Source organism: Streptomyces sp. MspMP-M5 (assembly GCF_000373585.1).
Taxonomy (GTDB): domain Bacteria; phylum Actinomycetota; class Actinomycetes; order Streptomycetales; family Streptomycetaceae; genus Streptomyces.
On the sequence record NZ_KB891962.1, the window covers coordinates 127,117 to 145,031 of the forward strand.

General features: G+C 69.4%; 17 protein-coding genes and 1 pseudogene. 10 read left to right on the plus strand and 8 right to left on the minus strand.

Annotation, left to right across the window (positions count from 1 at the left end; genetic code table 11):
• Positions 1–55: 55 nt before the first annotated feature.
• On the minus strand, positions 56–307 hold the full coding sequence (locus B073_RS42520) for an integrase core domain-containing protein (RefSeq protein WP_106732081.1): 252 nt from the start codon (positions 305–307) through the stop codon (positions 56–58).
• Between the two features lie 273 nt (positions 308–580).
• Here B073_RS42520 and B073_RS0137895 point away from each other — a divergent pair, with 273 nt between their 5' ends.
• The 4 genes from B073_RS0137895 (at position 581) to B073_RS48635 (ending at position 4,619) form a co-directional block, all read left to right on the plus strand.
• Positions 581–892, plus strand: a complete 312-nt coding sequence (locus B073_RS0137895) for a DUF6796 family protein (protein ID WP_018543269.1) — start codon at positions 581–583, stop codon at positions 890–892.
• A gap of 564 nt (positions 893–1,456) precedes the next feature.
• Complete coding sequence (locus B073_RS42525) at positions 1,457–1,900, plus strand: transposase (protein ID WP_420706496.1); 444 nt, start codon at positions 1,457–1,459, stop codon at positions 1,898–1,900.
• A gap of 151 nt (positions 1,901–2,051) precedes the next feature.
• Positions 2,052–2,606 (plus strand): hypothetical protein, encoded by a 555-nt coding sequence (locus tag B073_RS0137905; protein WP_018543271.1) that lies wholly within the window; start codon positions 2,052–2,054, stop codon positions 2,604–2,606.
• 60 nt (positions 2,607–2,666) lie between these two features.
• Complete coding sequence (locus tag B073_RS48635) at positions 2,667–4,619, plus strand: tRNA-dependent cyclodipeptide synthase (protein WP_018543272.1); 1,953 nt, start codon at positions 2,667–2,669, stop codon at positions 4,617–4,619.
• Positions 4,620–4,895: 276 nt separating this feature from the next.
• Here the strand turns inward: B073_RS48635 and B073_RS49530 are convergent, their stop codons facing one another.
• Positions 4,896–5,084: a hypothetical protein gene (locus B073_RS49530; RefSeq protein WP_420706494.1), complete on the minus strand. Its 189-nt coding sequence runs from the start codon at positions 5,082–5,084 to the stop codon at positions 4,896–4,898.
• A 111-nt stretch (positions 5,085–5,195) separates the two neighbouring features.
• Between B073_RS49530 and B073_RS0137920 the strand changes: the two genes are divergently transcribed.
• The 3 genes from B073_RS0137920 to B073_RS42535 all read left to right on the plus strand — a co-directional run bounded on the left by B073_RS0137920 (position 5,196) and on the right by B073_RS42535 (position 6,672).
• Positions 5,196–5,738: a TetR/AcrR family transcriptional regulator gene (locus B073_RS0137920; protein ID WP_018543274.1), complete on the plus strand. Its 543-nt coding sequence runs from the start codon at positions 5,196–5,198 to the stop codon at positions 5,736–5,738.
• Positions 5,739–5,787: 49 nt separating this feature from the next.
• The gene (locus B073_RS42530; RefSeq protein WP_018543275.1) at positions 5,788–6,285 is read left to right on the plus strand and encodes a DUF6463 family protein; all 498 of its coding nucleotides are present in this window, start codon (positions 5,788–5,790) and stop codon (positions 6,283–6,285) included.
• Positions 6,286–6,402: 117 nt separating this feature from the next.
• Complete coding sequence (locus tag B073_RS42535) at positions 6,403–6,672, plus strand: DUF3592 domain-containing protein (protein ID WP_158690329.1); 270 nt, start codon at positions 6,403–6,405, stop codon at positions 6,670–6,672.
• Here B073_RS42535 and B073_RS48640 read toward each other — a convergent pair.
• Positions 6,673–6,798: pseudogene (locus B073_RS48640) on the minus strand (IS5/IS1182 family transposase); the annotation flags it as partial.
• Between the two features lie 26 nt (positions 6,799–6,824).
• Here B073_RS48640 and B073_RS0137935 point away from each other — a divergent pair.
• Positions 6,825–7,037, plus strand: coding sequence for a hypothetical protein (locus B073_RS0137935; protein WP_018543277.1), 213 nt, complete (start codon positions 6,825–6,827; stop codon positions 7,035–7,037).
• A gap of 8 nt (positions 7,038–7,045) precedes the next feature.
• Here B073_RS0137935 and B073_RS47000 read toward each other — a convergent pair whose 3' ends face one another.
• Genes B073_RS47000 through B073_RS0137950 form a run of 3 tightly spaced genes read right to left on the minus strand, consistent with a single transcriptional unit; the run spans position 7,046 to position 11,975 of the window.
• Positions 7,046–7,210: a hypothetical protein gene (locus B073_RS47000; RefSeq protein ID WP_018543278.1), complete on the minus strand. Its 165-nt coding sequence runs from the start codon at positions 7,208–7,210 to the stop codon at positions 7,046–7,048.
• Entirely contained in the window at positions 7,207–11,037 is a 3,831-nt protein-coding gene (locus B073_RS0137945; RefSeq protein ID WP_018543279.1) for an amino acid adenylation domain-containing protein, read from the minus strand. The genes B073_RS47000 and B073_RS0137945 overlap by 4 nt, the downstream gene beginning before the upstream one ends.
• Positions 11,037–11,975, minus strand: coding sequence for an EamA family transporter (locus B073_RS0137950; RefSeq protein WP_018543280.1), 939 nt, complete (start codon positions 11,973–11,975; stop codon positions 11,037–11,039). Before B073_RS0137950 ends, B073_RS0137945 begins: the two co-directional genes overlap by 1 nt.
• Positions 11,976–13,148: 1,173 nt before the next feature.
• Here B073_RS0137950 and B073_RS0137960 point away from each other — a divergent pair.
• Positions 13,149–13,811: a DedA family protein gene (locus B073_RS0137960; RefSeq protein ID WP_018543281.1), complete on the plus strand. Its 663-nt coding sequence runs from the start codon at positions 13,149–13,151 to the stop codon at positions 13,809–13,811.
• A 169-nt stretch (positions 13,812–13,980) separates the two neighbouring features.
• Here the strand turns inward: B073_RS0137960 and B073_RS0137965 are convergent, their stop codons facing one another.
• Together B073_RS0137965 and B073_RS0137970 are read right to left on the minus strand one after the other, a co-directional pair.
• Positions 13,981–14,190, minus strand: coding sequence for a hypothetical protein (locus B073_RS0137965; protein ID WP_018543282.1), 210 nt, complete (start codon positions 14,188–14,190; stop codon positions 13,981–13,983).
• A gap of 170 nt (positions 14,191–14,360) precedes the next feature.
• Entirely contained in the window at positions 14,361–16,292 is a 1,932-nt protein-coding gene (locus B073_RS0137970; protein ID WP_018543283.1) for an ATP-binding protein, read from the minus strand.
• A gap of 305 nt (positions 16,293–16,597) precedes the next feature.
• Here B073_RS0137970 and B073_RS0137975 point away from each other — a divergent pair, with 305 nt between their 5' ends.
• Positions 16,598–17,611 (plus strand): alpha/beta hydrolase, encoded by a 1,014-nt coding sequence (locus B073_RS0137975; RefSeq protein ID WP_018543284.1) that lies wholly within the window; start codon positions 16,598–16,600, stop codon positions 17,609–17,611.
• The last annotated feature ends 304 nt before the right edge of the window (positions 17,612–17,915 follow it).

A 17,915-nucleotide genomic window follows, 5' to 3' on the forward strand; every position in this document is an offset into this window, starting at 1 on the left:
CGGTCCAGCACCTCAGCAGGTCTTGGTATCAATCCCCTCGAACTGTGGAGATCTTCTAAGCGGCCAGCCCCAGAGGGGAGTTGGCTTGGCGGTCATGTTCGTAGTCGATCGGGCTCCGGTACCCACACACGCTGTGCAGTCGGTGGGTGTCGTAGAACCCGGTGATCCAGGTGGCGATCTTCAGCCGGGCCTGGGTGCGGGTGGCGAAGGTGCGCCGGTGGACGTACTCAACCTTGAGGACGCTGTGGAACGCCTCGCTGACGGCGTTGTCGAAACACGAGCCGACCCGGCCCATGGACTGCGTCACGCCCAGGCGCCGGCAGACCCGCCGAAAGCGTCGGGAGCAGTACTCGCTGCCGCGGTCGCCATCGGGCGTCGGGCAGGTCGCTGGGGTACGGCTTCCGCTGGCTCACGCGGTAGCGTGATCATGGATGCGGCGGACGGTGCTGTCCGTTGCCGTTGGGCGTTTCTGTCTGATCTTCAAACCAGACGGGCTTCGTGTGCGAAAGCCGGAGCAAACGGGCGGCCACGTGCGCAGCTCGATGGATGCGACCTCGCTCTCCCCGGCGACTTCGCCACCGTGCTCTTCATCGCCTACGCGCTCCTCCTGGTCTGCTGGCTCACCGCATCCCTGTGGATGGCCGTCGCCATCCTGCGCGGCACCACCTCCTTCCCTCGCTGGATGTGCGCCGCCAATCCCGCCGTCTGCGTCCTTGTCGGCCAACTGCTCGCCAAGGGTGTCCCGGGCCCGGCGGGCATCCCGCTCCAAGGCGCCCAACTCAGCCTCGCCAACCTCCTGTTCTTCGCCTTGACCACTGCCACCCTATGGAACGCCCACCGTCGTAGGGCCGCAACGACGACGCCTGGGGATCACGCGCCACCATGCCGGTAGCCACGGGTTTCGGAGGTGGGGCGTGGCTACCGCCGTACCGCGCCGTGAGCGGTGCGGCGCCCACCGGTCACCGTGACGAGGTGTGCGGGAACCACGCCGTGGGCCGGGAGCAGGCCCGATGGTAGATCTGCTCGGCGGTGGCGTACTCGAACCTCGTGGTGATCCCCGCACGCGCGCAGGCCCGGGGGCGCGATCACCGGGTTGGACGGCTTTGACGCCGGGGTGGAGTCGTCGGTCGCTGTTGCGGACGGCTCGGGGGTGGCTCCATCAGCATGCGCAACCGGGCCGGCAGTGAACAGGAAGGCGCCGGCAGAGATAGTGGCCAGAAGGGCTCTGGTCACGTGCTTGGGTATCAAGGGTTGTGCTCCGGAGTGGTGTCAAGGTTGTGCAGTCGTACTCCGTCAGGGCCGTACACGTTGAGTACACGTAGCCCTGACCGAAGCGGACGCCTTCCCGGGGGAGGAAAGACGTCAGTTTGGTGGCGAAGTTGTCGACGTTCTCGTAGCCGGCCTTCTTGTGGGTCCACGCGCTCAGTGCAAGGACGCCCTTGTCGTTCTTCGCATGGTGGATGCCGTAGACGTCGGCGCCGCCCTGCAGTCGGTCCGCGCCGCCCGGCCCGACGGCGCCCCGATCTACATCATTTTGGACGACCGCTCCGCTCACACCGGAGCGGACATCCGCTGCTGGGCAAAGAAGAACCAGGTCGAGCTGTGCTTCACCCCGGCCTACGCCTCTTGGGTCAACCCGATCGAGGCCCACTTCGGCCCGCTGCGGCAGTTCGGCCTGGCGAATTCACACCACCGCAGTCACCCGGCGCAGACCCAGGCTCTGCACCGCTACCTACACTGGCGCAACGCCAACGCGCGCCCTCCCGATGTCCTCGTCGCACAGCGCAAGGAACGCGCCCGCATCCGCAGCGAAAAGGGCATCCGCTGGGGCGGACACCCCTCGCCACCGCGGCATAAGGGACGCCCCACGGTAGAACCGATCGGGTTCGGGCGGGAATGATCCGGGTCAGTAGGCGCCCGGTGCGGTGCGCGCTGGGAGGCAGCGCCAATGCGCCCCTGCACGGGAGTACCGCCCGCCCCCTGGATGCCGCCACCCTGGCCGGTAATCGATGGGGCCACCGCACCCCGCACGCAACGAAAGGGGTTCCGTCATGCGCCTGCTCAACACCAAGAGAATCGCACCCGCCCCGGCGGTCGCGGCGATGCTGCTTGGCGCCGCCTTCCCCCTTGTGGGGCCAACGGTCGCGGCGGACGCATCGGTTCTCGACCTCAGTTGCCGGGGTGCGACGCAGGTGACGTACGACCCCGGCCTGACCCTGACGCCTCAGCGTGTCCACTTTCACGCGGTGAACCAACTCACCAGCTGCACCTCGCCCAAGGACCCCACGCTGACCAGCAGCCAGCCGTACATCATCGACGGCGACCTCGTCCTGTCGTGCGGGACTCCGCTGGACAACGGGCCGGCCACCCAGACCATCACCTGGAACAACGGCAGGTCCAGCACCTTCACCGGCTCGTTCACCACCTCGTCGGTCGGCGGTGTGCTGGTGGACACCTTTGTCGGCAAGGTGACAGCCGGCGAGTTCCAGGGAGACTCCGCCGAGCTCGTCTTCGACGAGTCCCAGCGGAATATGGCGCAGTGTGCCCAGCCCGGCGGGCTGAAGCGAGAGTCCGGGGTCCTCAGCTTGACCGTCCAGGAGCTGTAACCCAGGGCCTCACGTCCTACGAGCCCCGGGGCAACCTCGTTTTGCCGGAGGTGCCGTGGCATGAGTGAACCGCTCCTCAGTACCACCTTGACAGGCTTCGAGGCGCTGCCCTTCTGCGAGAACTGCCGCAGCGTCTTCGAACGCGGCGACCATCTGCTGATCGGCGTCAGCCCTGGGAACAGCTATTTCACCCATCAGCGGATAGCTCAACTCGTGGCCTGGGCGAGGGAGTTCTTCGCAGCAGTGGACGTCGTGTACGCCGATCTGCAGGTCGAAGCCCAGTTCATGGCCTGCGGCTACCCTGCCGAGCAGGCGCTGCGTCGCGCCGCCAAGGAGGTCAAGGCCACGTATCGGCGGATTCACCGAGGCGTCCTGGAGGCGGATCGCAGCCGTGTACGGATCCACGCGCTCTCGGATTTCCTGTCTCACCCCGCCTATCGGCGACTGGGCCGGGCCGTCCGTGAGGCGCTGACTGGTGACCGAGAGTTCCGTGAGGCCACCGAGGGCATGGCCCGGTCCTTCCTCAAGGCCCGGCTCGACCAGGGGCTCGCCCCCTCCGCAGAGCAAGTCGCCACCGGCGTCGAGTACATCGCGGCCGAGCTGCCGTTCCTCCTGAACACCCCGGCGCTGCTCGACGTCCCGTCCTCCGTCGCCTGCTACCACGTCGAACTCCACGTCACTGCGGTGCTGTACGGCCGCGAGGGGGGTCTTCGGGCGGTCCCCGAGCAAGGCTACGCCGTAGTGCGCCCGGTGAGCCGACCGCAGACGGCGCTGCCTGATCCGTCGACCACCCATCAGATGGAGAGCAGGATGACCACGACTACGCAGCCCGAGGCCGCCTTCCCGCTCTCCCGGCGCGGCGACGTCCTCCCAGAGCAGGCACACCTGCTGTGCGAGAAGCATCCGGTTGCCAGGGTCCGCACGATGACTGGGGACGTAGCCTGGCTGGTCAGCAACTACGCCCTGGCCAAGCAGGTCCTGGAGGATGAGCGGTTCAGTCTCAAGGACACCGCCAACCCAGGAGTGCCCCGTCAATACGCGCTGACCATCCCACCGGAGGTGGTCAACAACATGGGCAACATCAACAGCGCTGGGCTGCGCAACGCCGTGATGAAGACCCTCTCGCCCCGCGCCGACAAGGAGTTGGCCGGCTGGCTGGAGACCGAGGCACACCAGCTCATCGACCGCCTCGTCGAGCAGGGCGCCCCGGGCGAGCTGCGAGACGGCTTCACCCAACCGTACTCGGCCGCCTTGCACTGCCGCCTGCTCGGGATACCGACCGACGACTGGCGCCGGCTGATGTCCGGCATCGACGTCGCGTTCATCACCAGCCCCACGCCCTTCGAGGGGGCTGCTCACAACTGGTACAAGGACCTTCGCTACATGCTCGATCGGCTCAACGCCGACCCCGAGCCGACCGAGGGCCTGCTCGGCCGCTTCGTCGAACTCCGACGCTCCCCGGACGTCTGCGACCAGGTCAGCGACGAGCTGCTGGCCACCGTCGCCCTTTCGCTCTTCGGCGCGGGTGCGGTCTCCACCTCCTCCTTCCTGCTGCACGCGATCATCGCCCTGGCGCAGCGGCCCGAACTGGCCGAGCGCATCCGCCGGGAGCCGCCCGTCATCGACCGGGCGGTGGACGAGCTCCTCCGCTACAACCTGTCGATCGGTGACGCCCTGCCCCGGCTTGCCCTGGCGGACGTCCAGATCGGCGACGTGTTGGTCAGGACGGGAGAGCTGGTCCTCGTGCTGATCGAGGGGGCCAACTACGACCCGGAGGTCTTCCCCCACCCGGAACGGATCGACTTCGACCGGGAGCCCAACCCGCACCTCGCCTTCGGCGCGGGACGGCACTTCTGCCCTGCCTCGGCCATCGCCCGCACGCACGCGCAGATCGCACTGACAGCACTGGTGCAGCGGTTGCCGGAACTACGGCTGGCCCTGCCGGTCGAGCAACTCGTCTGGCGACCGGGCTTCATCAAGCGCCTCCCGGAACGGCTTCCGGTCCTTTGGTGAACCCATGGCACTTGCTGACCCTCCATCTGGCACTTGCTGACCATCCATCGCGACCGCTGAAGTCTCGGCGACCGGCACCGCGGCGCCTCCTGCCATCGCAGCGGCTGGGGCTGCAGCCGGTTGCCTCCTCCGCCCGTCCGGTCCCGCGTACTGCGCAGGGCCGTACGAGTTGGGGTGGGGAGCCTGATCTACCGACGCCAACAGCGCTCCCGGAGCTGCTGCTCGGGGGCTGTTGGGGACTTCCTGGTGAACTGAGAGGACGTCTGGGCGCACGGTTCACCGCGCGCTGTGCGGTGCCCAGCGACGTGTCATATCGGGCAGGCTCTCCATGTTGCGATCGCCGTCGTTGGTGTCCAGGACGGTGAAACCGTGGCGCTCATAGAACGCCCGGGCGCAGATGCGCGCGATCACGGCTGCATCTGCCGCTTCCGCGCATCGGATCCGAGCCCTGCCGTCCTCACTCACGTCGGGAACCTACAAGGCCAGCAGCGCCCCGCCCACTCCCTTCCCTTGCTTCGGATGCGCCTGTTAGCCTGCTCCATACCAAACCTTTTGGTATGGAGCAGAGGGGGCAGGGTGAGCGTGGAGAGATCGGCATGGCTGGACCAGGGCTTGACGTTGCTGGCGGAGCAGGGCGCCCCGGCGGTCACGCTGGAGCGACTGTGCGAGCGCATGGGCATGTCGAAGGGCGCCTTCTACCACCACTTCGGATCGATGCCGAAGTATCGGACCCGATTGCTCGACCACTTCGAAGCCAAGTGCACCACGGCGATCATCGATGGGGTGGAAGCATCCGACATGCTGCCGGCCCGGGAGCGGCTGGACAGGCTCATGGCGGAAGCGACCAAGGCCGCCAGTCCCTCGCTGGAGGTAGCGATGCGGGCCTGGGCGAAACAGGATCCGGTAGCGGCGAGGGTGCAGGAGCGTGTCGACGCGACCCGCATCGGATATCTGCGTGATCTGTGCGAACAGGCCGGTCATGACAGACCGGACCAAATGGCCAAGCTGCTCTATCTGATGTTGGTCGGGGCAGAGCACCTCATGCCCCCGCTCCCGAAATCAGAGCTGCGCGACATGTACGAGCTGCTGATGCCGCTCCTGGACCGGCCGGCCTCCTGACTTGGCCGGCGATCGAGGTGGGTCCCTCATCCGGAAGGAACACAGCGTCATGAACGCCTCCGCACGCCCGGAATTCTGTAAGTCCAACGCCAGAGGTCTCCGCCTCTGGGTGCCCCGCCTGATGCTCGCTGCCGCTGTGGTGCACATGATGGTGGGCATCATCGCCGCGTACTCGCACTGGAGCGGAATCATCTCCGACGGGCTGTGGAACACGGTCCGCAATGACGACGACGCCCGCATGACGGCCCTGTGGTTCATGATCAGCGGGGTTGCCTTCTTCGGTCTCGGGCTCCTTGCCAGGAGGTCCGTGATCGCCACGGGCACGGTGCCTACGGAGACCGGATGGATCCTGCTGGCACTTGGAATCCCGGTAGCAGTGCTGGAACCCGTCTCGGGCGGCTGGTCGTTGATCGCCATCGGTGTGCTGGCAGTTGTGGCGTCGCGGCGTGACCGTTCCACGACGGGCTTCGGCCGGTCGGCCGCTCAGCGAACGGGAGGGACAGCCGCGTCGGCCGCGGCCTCATGGAATACCGCCCCCTCCGAATAAGCGCTCTGCGCCAGTAATCTGCCCACTGGCCAGCAGACTGTCTCCACGACCTGATCTTGGAGGTGGGGGCCGATACGACGTCCGCGTCGGTACGGCGTGTATGCCGAGGGGGTGGTGGTGGACCAGGAGCAGGCGCCGTCGGACGATTATGTGACGCCTGGCCTCGAGTTCACCGACCGGCAGGGCCGACCCGTCAGGTTTCTGGCCGCGGCGACAGGGACGGGGCTGGGGCTGGACCTCGGAACCCATGTGCCGGTCGTCTATCTGCCCGAACAGCCGGAGAATGCAAGGGTGTTCATCCGGAAGCACCGCCGATCCCGGACCGTCGGCCTGTTTACCGGAGGCGTGCTCTTCCTCGGCGCCGCGGTGCTGGTCACGCTCAGGTGAACCGCCACGTGAGCGGCCCACCGCCTCGCCAGACCGGTGCTGGACCGGTCGCCTGCGGGATCCAGGTACCCATGCCGGCCGGTGACGGGCCCCGGCGGCGTGCTGGTGGGCACGGCACACCGTGGCAACGAGTCCGCGAGTACGGACGGCGCTTGGGCAAGGAGTACTCCGACGCCTACGTCGACAGCGAGGCGCTGACTCACCTCCTGGGGCAGCTCAGTATCGGTGAACTCATGCCCTACGCGAAGATCGGCTGGGCGCTCATGCGGTCGGGAACACGGCTGTCGAGCGAACGCGAAGGCGCAACCAGGAGTCCCTGGTTGCGACCCTCGCGCGTGTCGTTCATGGACGCCCTTGGTCCATGAGGGTCGGGTCAGTCGTTGCGGTAGTTCGGTTCCTTGATCAGCAGATGCTGACGTCCGGTGACCTCCGGTCCGTAGACGGTGTCGAGCCAGTCGTGCGCGGCCACCGGCTCCAGAGCGATCGACACCGCGCCGTCGTAGGCGTGGAAGTGCTCTGTGACGGGCGATGGGGTCACTTGCCGAGGCGGGTGCGAATCGCCGAGACGAGTTCGGCGATGCCCTGCTCCTTCAGCACGCTGTAGTGGTCGGCGTCCAGGTCGACCACCGTCGGGGAAGCGGCGGAGTAGCCGGAGCTGCCCTCGATGAACGAGTAGTCGTCCCCGGTGGCCTTGAAGAGGGTCACGGGCGCGTTCACGCGCCGCTCGGCCAGCTCGCGGAAGCTGTACTCGAACTCGTACGTTTCCCCGACGATCCGCGTGATCCTCCGGATCAGCTGCTTGCCCAGGGTGGGGAGCAGACCGTGGACGAAGGACACGAAGCTTTCCTCGTCCCGTGCCGCCTTGAGGCAGTGATTCAAGGCGGGCCCACTGATGGAGCCTGTGAAGACGGAGAAGAGGATGGTCACGTATGCCGGATTGCGGTACGAGGCATCACGCCCGTATTGCCTTCCGTCGGCCTGGCGGACCTTCGGATTGCCGGGGCAGATCAGCAGCAGGTTTTCCACCTGCTCGCCGGACTGCTCCAGCTGCCAGGCCGCTTCGAAGGCGACTCGGGCGCCGAAGGAGTAGCCCCAGAGGGTGTAGGGCCCCTCGGGCTGTACACGCCGGATCTCCGCCACGTCGGCGGCGGCCATCTCCCGGATGGTCGGGTAAGGGTGCTCTCCGTCGTTGATTCCGCATGCCTGTACCCCGTAGAACGGCCGGCCGAGCCCGGTGCGCCCACCCAGGAGGCGGAGGTTCATCGGATAGCCGCCCAGTCCCGGCCAGCAGAACACCGGGCTGCCCGCGCCCTGGTGCAGCGGCACCAGCCGTGCGGCTGGATCGGTCGAGTTGCCTTCGATCCGGGCCGCCAGCTCGGCCAGTTTCGGGCATGCGAAGACGACCTGGAGCGGGAGCTGCGTGCCGAACTCGCGGTTGATCTTGTTGACGAGCGCGACAGCGGTCAGCGAGTTCCCTCCGGCGGCGAAGAAGTCGTCCTCCACCGAGACGTTCTCGTATTTGAGCGCCTTCCCCCAGGCTTCGGCGAGCCACCGTTCGTGCCGCGTGGCAGGAGCCACGTACGGGGTCGCACTGCCCGCGGACCGCACGTCCTGGGAGGCGGCGAGGGCCTTGACGTCGACCTTCCCGTTCGCCGTCAGCGGCAGCCGGTCCAGCACCAGGACCCGGTTGGGGATCATGTAGTCGGGCAGGACCTGGGCCAGCTCGTCCTTGATGATCTCCGCCGGGCCCTTCATGTGGACGGTGTCCTCGTACATGCCCTCGCTGCGGCTCTGCTCCTGGCTCACCTTGCCGCCGAGGAAGAAATACGAGGCGCCTGACCGGATGCCACAGGAGGCCAGGATGTCGTCGATGCGGCGGGCGGCCGGAAGCGGGTGACCGGTCTTGGAGCTGTAGCCCGAGGACATGAAGCCCAGCCCGAGGCCGTTGCGCTGCAGGTGGTGCAGCTTCTTGCCCAGGCTGATGTACTCCAGCCACGCCTCGTCGGCGCGGCTGACGGCGGTGATGCCGAAGCTCGCCCGCTCGTACACCTGCTGGTTGATGGCGATCACGTGCTTGGTCAGCAGCAGGGCGTCCGAGATGCGCTCCAACCGCCCGTCGGTGTAGCGGTATTGACCGGCCGGCAGGTCTGCCATCCGCCCAGGGTGGGCCTGGACGAAGACCTCGGTGGGGTCGGGATGCGGGGCGCCGTCGCCGGGGCGGATGTCGAACGTTCCGAGGTAGTAGTCCTCGGAGGCGACGTCCAGGCTGTCCTTGACGGACGGCCGGTGGCCCAGGGGCCGGATGCTGAGCCCGTACTCGGGCAGCACTTCCTCGAACACGCCCACCATATGCCCGGTCTCGAACTCCAGCACCTCCTGGATGTTGTTCTTGTACACCGGCTCGATCGCGCGCCTCTTGCCGGCGAAGTGCACCGACAGATACGGGAGATACGGGCCGGATCGCTTCGCGGACTCGCCGACCCGCACCAGGGTGTGGTCCGCGGGGTGGTAGTAGTACACGCCTGCATCCAGGCCGGCCACGCCTCCTGTCTCCAGGTACAGCTGTGTCGCGTACAGAGCCCCGGGGGAGGCGTAGGCGTACTTCGGCAGCAGCCGCTCGTCACTGCGGTACGCGCCGAACCAGCGCAGCATCTCGCCGAGTTCGGCGAACGTCAGCTCATCGAGGCCACGAGAGAGGCCGCCGCCCTTCGGCTCGGCGAGGAGTTCCAGCAGGTCCGCCCGGGTGACCTGGCCGCCGTCGTAGAAGCGGTAGGTCTTGCGGGCGAAGACCTCCCCGCGCTGGCGCTGCGTCTCCTGCCTGCCGGGCAGCTCCACGACCGTGCGGCCGGCGAGTTCCTCGCGGTCTCTCACACCAGGGTCGGACAGCTGCGCCTTCACCTGGAGCCTGCTGGCCTTCGACTGGTGGTGGGTGCCGTGGTTCCCCTGGTCCATCAGAGCTGCCTCCTTGGGGTTCAGCTCGATGCAGGCCACCAGGCTCTGAAAGCCGGTCCGCTCGTCGTCGGTGACGAGCGCGGCCGCATGCCGCACCCAGGGATGCTCCTCGATCGCCAGCGCGATCTCGTCCAGCTCGACGCGGTAGCCGCGCAGCTTGACCTGGTTGTCGGCCCGGCCCGCGAACTGGATGGTGCCATCAGGGTTCCAGTACGCCAGGTCGCCGGTGCGGTAGAGCCGCTCGGTCGGGACGAACGGCGAGGGTATGAAGCGTTCCTGGGTCTGCTCGGGGCGGTGCAGATAGCCGCGGGCCAGTTGGATGCCGCCGATGTACAGCTCGCCGATCTCCCCGATGTCCACCGGCGCCCGGTTCCGATCGAGGATGAAGCACTGGGTGTTGTCGACCGGCACGCCGATGGGGACCGTGCCCGGGCCGTCGTCGGCCGCGTCCGGGTCGACCAGGCACGCGGTGGCGTTGATGGTGCACTCGGTCGGCCCGTACAGATTGACCAGTGACGCCCACGGGAGATCGGCGGCGAAGGCGCGTGCGAGCCGCCAGGAGAGGGCCTCACCGCCGGAGAACACCCGTCGCAGCGTGCTGCACCGGTGGAACTCCTCGGTGTCCAGCAGTGCTTGGAGCAGGGTGGGCACGCACTGGAGCGCAGTCACCTCGTGCTTGACGATGGTTTCGATCACGGCCTCGGGGTCCCGGTAGATGCCCGGAGTGCCCATGACAACCTGGCCGCCTACCGCGGGGGCGAGGATCTCCCACTGCGCCGCGTCGAAGCTCATCGGCGTCTTCTGGAGCACCGTGGTGCCCTTGCCCAGGTGCCCGTAGGCGTGCATCCAGCGCATCTGGGACATGATGCTGCGGTGCTCGATCATCACGCCCTTCGGTCTGCCGGTACTGCCGGAGGTGTAGATGACGTAGGCCAGGGCGTCCGGCCGCACCATCGCCGGGCTCATCCCGGCATGGTCTGCCGCGTCGGCCAGGGTGACGACCCGCGTCCCCGGCGGGGCGAGCTCCGCGACGCGCACAGCCAGGTGGGCCTGGGTGACGATCACGCGGGTGCGGCTGTCCTCGATCATGTAGCGCAGCCGCTCTTCCGGGTACTCCGGGGACAGCGGCAGATAGGCGGACCCGGCGAACAGGATGCCCCACACCCCGGTCATCAACTCCAGGGACGGCTCGACGAACAGGCCCACGCAGTCATCGGAGCCCACGCCCAGATCCCGTAGGCAGGCGGCCAGCCGACTGCCTGCCTGCTCCAGTTCCCGGTAGGTCAGGTGCTGGTCGTCGCAGACCACCGCGATGGCCTCGGGCTGCGCCTCGGCCTGCTCCCCGAGCAGGCCCGTCAGGCAACCGCCCGGATGAGTGTGGTGTATTCGTGCGCTGAACGGTGCGGTTGCCATCACAGCTCCCCTCGGCCGGACGGTACGTGGCGGGACGCATGAGTGACGGGCGGCTCTTCGGCCGGCTCCTGGACACTGCGCCGCTGCCTGGGCTGCGCCAGGACAACAGCCGCGACGACGGCCGCGGCCCCGGTCATCTGCAAGGGCGTCAACGCCTGGCCCAGCACGACGTATCCGAGGACCGTCGCGGCCAGCGGGCTGGCGAACCCCAGGATCGACACCGCCAGCGCGGGCAGCCGTCCAATGCCCCGGAACCAGATGGCGTAGGCGAACAGCGCCCCGATCACGCCCAGGTAGGCGAACCCGGCGATGTTCGTGCCGGTGATGCGGCTGGGCAGCCCTTCGACGACCAGCGTGACCGGTGCCAGGACGAGACCCCCGACAGTCAACTGCCAACCGGTGAACGTCACAACGCCCACACCGTCCGGCCGGCCCCACCGCTTGGTGAGCACGATGCCGGACGCCATGCAGACCGCGCCCGCCAGTCCGGCCAGGACGCCGACGGCATCCACCCCCGCCTGCGGCTGCAGGACGAGCAGCGCCACGCCCAGCACACCGAGCAGGCACGCCGCCAGCTGCATCGGCCGGATCCTGTCCTTCAACAGGAACGCCGCCAGCAGCAGCACGAGCATGGGCTGAAGCGCAACCACCAGTGCGGCCACACCGCCGGGCAGGTGGTACGCGGCCACGAACAGCAGGTAGAAAAACGCGCCGATGTTCAGCACCCCCAGCACCAGGGCGCGCCACCACCACACCCCACGCGGCAGCACCCGGCCGAACGCGAGCAGCACCAGCCCCGCCGGCAGCGCCCGCACCGTGGAGGCCAACAGCGGTCTGTCCGGCGGCAGCAGCTCCGTCGTCACCAGGTAGGTACTGCCCCAGACCGCCGGAGCCAGCGCCGTCAGGGCCGCGTCGAGCGCCAGCCGGTTGCCCTTCACCTGACCCCCGCAACCATGACCGGCCCGGCAGCTGCCACGACGGATTGCACGAATATGGGCACGATGAGCCCTCCGATTCGGGCGGGGCTAGCTAACGCCCTGCGTCCTCCGGCCCACACGGCGTGAACCCGCACCGGAGAATATGTGAGGCAAGGCTTACCTAACAAGCCTGTGAGTCGGTTTTCCTCTCGGGTGGCCCTCGGATTGATCGACTCATGCCTCTCTGGCTTCGCCTCGTCGGGCGGCGCCGCAGCTCGGAAGGTACGGCGGCCCAGCACGTTGAGGTACGCGTGCTTGAGCGGGGAGAGCTCGGCGACGTCGTCGTGCAACTCGTCGGTGGCGTCCGTTTCGACACGTTGAGAATGATCCAAGCTCGCTGCGTGGCTGCGGCGTCGCCCAGGTGGCCGTGGGCCCGTGCTTCGATGGAGGCGAGACGCCGGCGCGCCACATGCTCCATACCCGCGAAGTGCTGCGCCTGGCGAGCCAGTTGGGCGACGCGCAGGGGCTGGCCGGAGAGGTACGCGATGTAGGCGAGTGTGCCACCGGCGAAGGCGCGCAGCGGGTTGAACCGGGCGGTCTCCCCGTACAGCGCGGCGGATCGTGACAGGCGGGTCGCGCCGTCGAGGGAGCCCAGGTCGAAGGCAGCGGTGGCGAGCAGCGCGCACGCCTGGCCCGCGATGATCAAGGTGATCCCCGCGATGGGCGGCACGACAACCCCGTCAGCGCACACGCCATGTTGATGCCATGTGCGTGCCACTTCCACCGGCCAGTTGAGGTACGCGTGGGTGCACGCCAGACGGCACCCGGTGCGGCATAGCGATGACACCCGCCTTCCCGGGACGCTGTGCCAACCGTTGAGGCGCGCGTCCACCGGGCGCGTAGGCGCCTGGCCGCAGCAGCGCTGCCTGGCCGCCCGTCTGCGACTGCCCGTCTGCCGGTTTCCGGTGTCGGGTGTCGCGGTGGGCGCCGATGCGGGGGTGTCTCGCCGGCGCGGGGCGCCCCCTGGCGGAGTCCGCCGCGGATGCACCAGCGCGCGACCGGGAATCGTCGTCGGGATGCCCCGATCGAGTACGCTTCCCAGGCGTGCCGACGTGGCGCGCCTGGGAACGACCGATCGGTGCCGGGCACCGGGCAGCGGCCCACGGGGGCCCAACATCAGCGGAGGAAGCGGCCTTGCACATCCAGGAGTGGCTGGAGACGGTACCCGCCGTGAGTGTCTACCTCCTCGTGGGGTTGGTCATCGGGCTGGAGAGCCTGGGCATTCCGCTGCCCGGCGAGATCGTTCTCGTCAGCGCCTCGATCCTGGCCGCGACCCAGGACCACATCAACCCCTACGTGCTGGGTGCCTGCGCCTCCGCCGGGGCGATCATCGGTGACTCCATCGGCTACCTGATCGGTCGCAAGGGCGGCAAGCCGCTGCTGGCCTGGGCCGGCCGGAAGTTCCCCAAGCACTTCGGGCCGGATCATGTCGGCATGGCCGAGGCCAAGTTCGACAAGTGGGGCATGTGGGCCGTCTTCTTCGGCCGGTTCATCGCGCTGCTGCGGATCTTCGCCGGTCCGCTCGCGGGCGTGCTGAAGATGCCGTACTGGAAGTTCCTGATCGCCAACGTCCTCGGCGGCATCATCTGGGCCGGTGGTACCACGGCGCTGATCTACACCGTCGGTCTCGTCGCCGAGCCCTGGCTCAAGCGCTTCTCCACGTGGGGCCTGGCCGCCGCGGTGCTGTTCGGCATCGGGTCGTTCCTGCTCATGAAGTACCGGGCGAAGAAGGCCGCGGCGGCGCGCGAGGCGGCGGAGGCGGAGAAGTCCCCGGTCGCCGCGACCCGGGCCGACTGAACCGGCCGGCGACGCACCAACGAGCGCGGCGCCCCGGATGTCCACCTCAGAAGGGGCAGGACCTCCGGGGCGCCGCGCTCGTTGATGCCGCATGCCGAGCATGGCAGGGGTGCATCCGTCGTGCTGTACGTGTCTCTGCGTGTCTGCTGCCGCCGGCCGGCCGGCGACGTCACGGCATCTGCCAGGTGTCCGGTCCGCAGTCGCGCCACTCGATGACGCCGGTGTCGTGCCAGACGAAGCGTGTGGTGGAGAATCCGGCCCGGCGCAGGATGGCCGCCACGTCGCCGGGGCGCAGCGCCCGGCCCAGATCCTGGCCGTGGAGCGTGACGCGGCGGCCGCCGGTGCACGGCGGATGCACGATGACGGGGGCGCGTTTCATGCCTCCAGGATGCGACGGACCGGGTCCCTCCGCATTCCGACCGCAGTCGTAGCGTCACGTACGGTGTGGGGCAGCGGCACCGCCGATCCCACGCGCTCCGCTGTCCGCATGCACAAGGGCGCCGAACGGCCGTGCATCACGGGCCCGCCCCCTGCCCCACCCGTCGGGCATCACGGCCCCGCGCGCAGCCGTGAGAAGAAGGGCTGGGAGTGGGGGTCGGAGGTGCCGCGCCGCCACCAGCGGGCTTCGCCGCCGAGTGTGCGGACGGGGGCGTCGGCGCGGATGCCGCGGCGCAGGGCGGCCAGCATGGTGCGGGCGCCCACGATGAACAGCGGGTCGCCGATCAGCTTCTTGGCGACCAGGGCCTTGCGGCAGGCCCGGAGGGCGGCGGCCGGGTCGCCGTGGGCGCGTTCGATGAGCGCGCGGGCGTAGAGGATCGTCGAGTGGAGCCAGAAGTCGCAGTCGGCGTGGCGGGATTCCCAGGCGCGGCGGGCCGCGGCCCGGGCCCGGCCGGCGTCGAGCGGGGCGAGCGCGATGGCGAGCAGCGCCCAGCTGTGGGCGGGCCCGGGGCCGAACCAGGTGTCCTTGGAGGAGTGCCGGGCGGCCTCCTCCAGGCAGGCCACGGCGGTCGTGATGTCCTCGCGATAGAGCGCCAGCACGGCGTGGGCGTGCGCGATACGGGCCAGGCCGTCGGTGTCCGCGTGCATCACGGCCGCCTTCCATGCCTGGGCGAGGAGGGGTTCCGCGGCCGCGGGGGCGTTCTCCTGGGCGGCGAGGTAGCCGGCCAGCCACAGGGCGCGGGCCCGCAGGGCGGTGTCTTCCCGGGCGAGTGCCAGCAGCCGGTCCAGATGGGCGCGGCCCTCGCGGCGGAAGCCGCAGGCCGCCCACTGGAACCACAGGGAGACCGCGATCTCCAGGGCGGCGAGCGCGTCCTCGGCGTCCAGCGGGGGCCGGGTCAGCGCCGCGTCGAGGTGGTGCTGCTCGTCCTCGACGAGGCGGACCGCGAGCTGCTGTCCGGTGCCCTGCCAGGTGATCTGGGCCTCGGCGGCGAGGGCCGCGCACGCCTGCCGGAAGCGGCGCAGGGCCCCGGCCTCGTCACCGGTCTCGCGCAGCCGGGCCCGGCCGAAGTCCCGGGCGCCGCGCGGGAGTCGGTAGCGCGGCGGCAGCCCGGCCCCGGAGTCGGCGGTGACATCGGCGTCCCGTACGCATTCGAGGACGGAGGCGGCGCGCAGACGCTCCAGCGCGGCGTCGACGGCGGATGCAGGAACGTCACTGCGGGTACAGACGCACCCCGCGAGCCAGGGATCGAAGTCCCCGGGGAGGACCGAGAGGCAGTCCCAGACCCGGCGGTCGAGCGGGGAGCAGAGGGCGTAGCCGGCGGCGTGCGCGGCGTGCAGCGAGGTATGACGGGTGGTGGGGGAGGGCCCGGAGTAGTGCAACGGGCCCTCCAGGTCCAGCCGGGCGGCCAGTTGGGACAAGGTCATCCGGTCCAGTTGCCGGGCGGCCAGCCCGATGGCGAGTGGGCAGCCCTCCAGGGCCCGGCACACCGCGACCAGCAGTTCCGGGGCGGCGGGGCCGGTGCGTGCCGCCAGGAGTTCCACGGCCGGTCCGGCGATGCCCTCGCCGAGGGTCACCGGCAGCGGGGCGAGGGCGAGGATCCGTTCGCCGGGTAGTCCCAAAGGGCGGCGGGCGGTGGCGACGATCCGCAGGGCCGGTTCGGTCCGCAGCAGGCCCCGGACCAGGGCCGCGCAGGCGTCGAGCAGCGGGTCACAGTCGTCGAGGAGGAGGATCGTGCGGTGGGTGCGGCAGTGGCCGGCGAGGTCCTCGACGGTGCTCGGCGCGGGGAGGCCGGCGGCGCGGCGGAGGGCGCCGGGCAGGTCGTCCGCGGTCAGCCCGTCCCAGCAGGCGATCCGGAGGACGGCGCCGGGGCGGTCGGCGGTGTGTTCCTCGAGGACGGCCCGGGCCAGCAGGCTCTTGCCCACTCCGGCCGGCCCCGTCAGCGTGACCGGCGCGGCCCGGTCCAGCAGCCCGGCCAGCTGCTCGTGCTCGACCGCCCGCCCCACTACGCCGGGCAGCGGCCCGTGATCGGCCCACGCGGTCATCGGTCATCCCCAACCACGGCACAGTGCCGCGCACTTCCCTAGGAGCGACCCACGATGCCAGAACCGACCGCCGGGTAAACAGCGGACGGGGTTCACCGTTAGGGGGAAACCTGCTCGGCGGCTTTGACGTGGCGTTTCGTCTTGGTGCTGATACAGAACGGTAAACCCCAGGTCACGAAGGCGGGGGCGGCGTCGGGCAGCCGTGGGACCGATCTTAGAGTTATGGCTTTCGACCGGATTCGCGGTGGCACCGTGGTGTCCCGCCCGGCCCCACGTGCCTGCAAGTGCCTGAGGAGATCGTTCCGATGAAGTCCGTGCGCGTCCGAGCTGCGGTGAGCGTGGTGGCCCTGGGGCTGCTGGCCGGGTGCGGCGGGCCGCAGCAGGACGTGGTGGACGCCTCGAACGTGCCGCGGCTGCGGGCCCACGCCGCGGACGCGGTCAACGGGCGGCCGCGCACCGTGATGCCGCAGGGGCCGCGCTCGGTGTTCACCACGTATCGCACGACGGGCGACGACGGCAGCCAGGTGGTGCACACCAAGTGGCACGGCCGGGCGTCCGGCTACACCGGCGACGTCTGGGCCTGGGTGCCGCCGCAGTACAACCAGGCCAGGTACGCCCGGAGCGGCTTCCCGGTGCTGATCGCGCTGCCCGGGGCCTGGGGGTACCCGTCCAACTACTGGGCGGATGCGCCGTTCGCGCTGGAGGAGCGGCTCGCGGAGTGGTCGAAGGAGGGCAAGACGCTGCCGTTCATCCTCGTGATGCCGGTGCTCAACCCCCGCAAGACCTACTACGACGGCAGCGATATCCCGGGGCAGCCCAGGATGGGGAGCTGGCTGACCAGGGACATGCCGGCGTTCGCCCGGGCCAACTTCCGCACGTATGCGTCACGGGACGGCTGGGGCTTCATGGGCTCGTCGTCGGGCGGGTTCGCGGCGCTGAAGGCGGTGCTCAAGGAGCCGCAGCGGTTCAAGGCGGCGATCGTCAACGGTCCCGACACGGCTCCGGACTCGCCGCTGTGGAAGGGACATGCGGCAGAGAAGCTCGCCAACGATCCGCGGCATCTGGCGCGGCAGTTGACGGCGCGCGGCGGGCCGCAGGTCTACCTGGCCTTCGAGCTCGGCAGCAAGGAGGACGCGGTGCCCGATGTGAAGCGGTTCGTCAGCGGGTACACCGACGGGGCCCGTGGGCCGATCCACTCCACGCTCTTCGAAATACCGGATGGTGTGCACAGTGGGCACACCTACATCAAGCGGATGCCCGAGTCGCTGCACTGGATCAGCGAGCAGATGCAGGGGCCGGTGGCGGCGCCCTCGGTCTGAGGGATGAGCGTCTGAGGGATGAGCGTCTGGCGGTCCGTCGGCGGCGAGTTGGCGGTGCGTCTCGGACAATCTCGTGCCGCCGAGGGTGCTCCGTGAGCCGCGTTCGACCGGCCGGGAACGGTCCGCGCAGGGCCGAGTGGCCGCCGGACGCGGCCTGTTGACGCCGCCGACCGCCGGTCGATGGCGGGGTGTTCGGCGGCGTCTTCCGGTGTGCGGCGGTGGGGTGATCGAGCTGCGTGGCACCCGGTGCCACCGATCCGGCCTGCGGATTCGTGGTGCGTTGCGTTCGTTGGCGCGCCGTTCG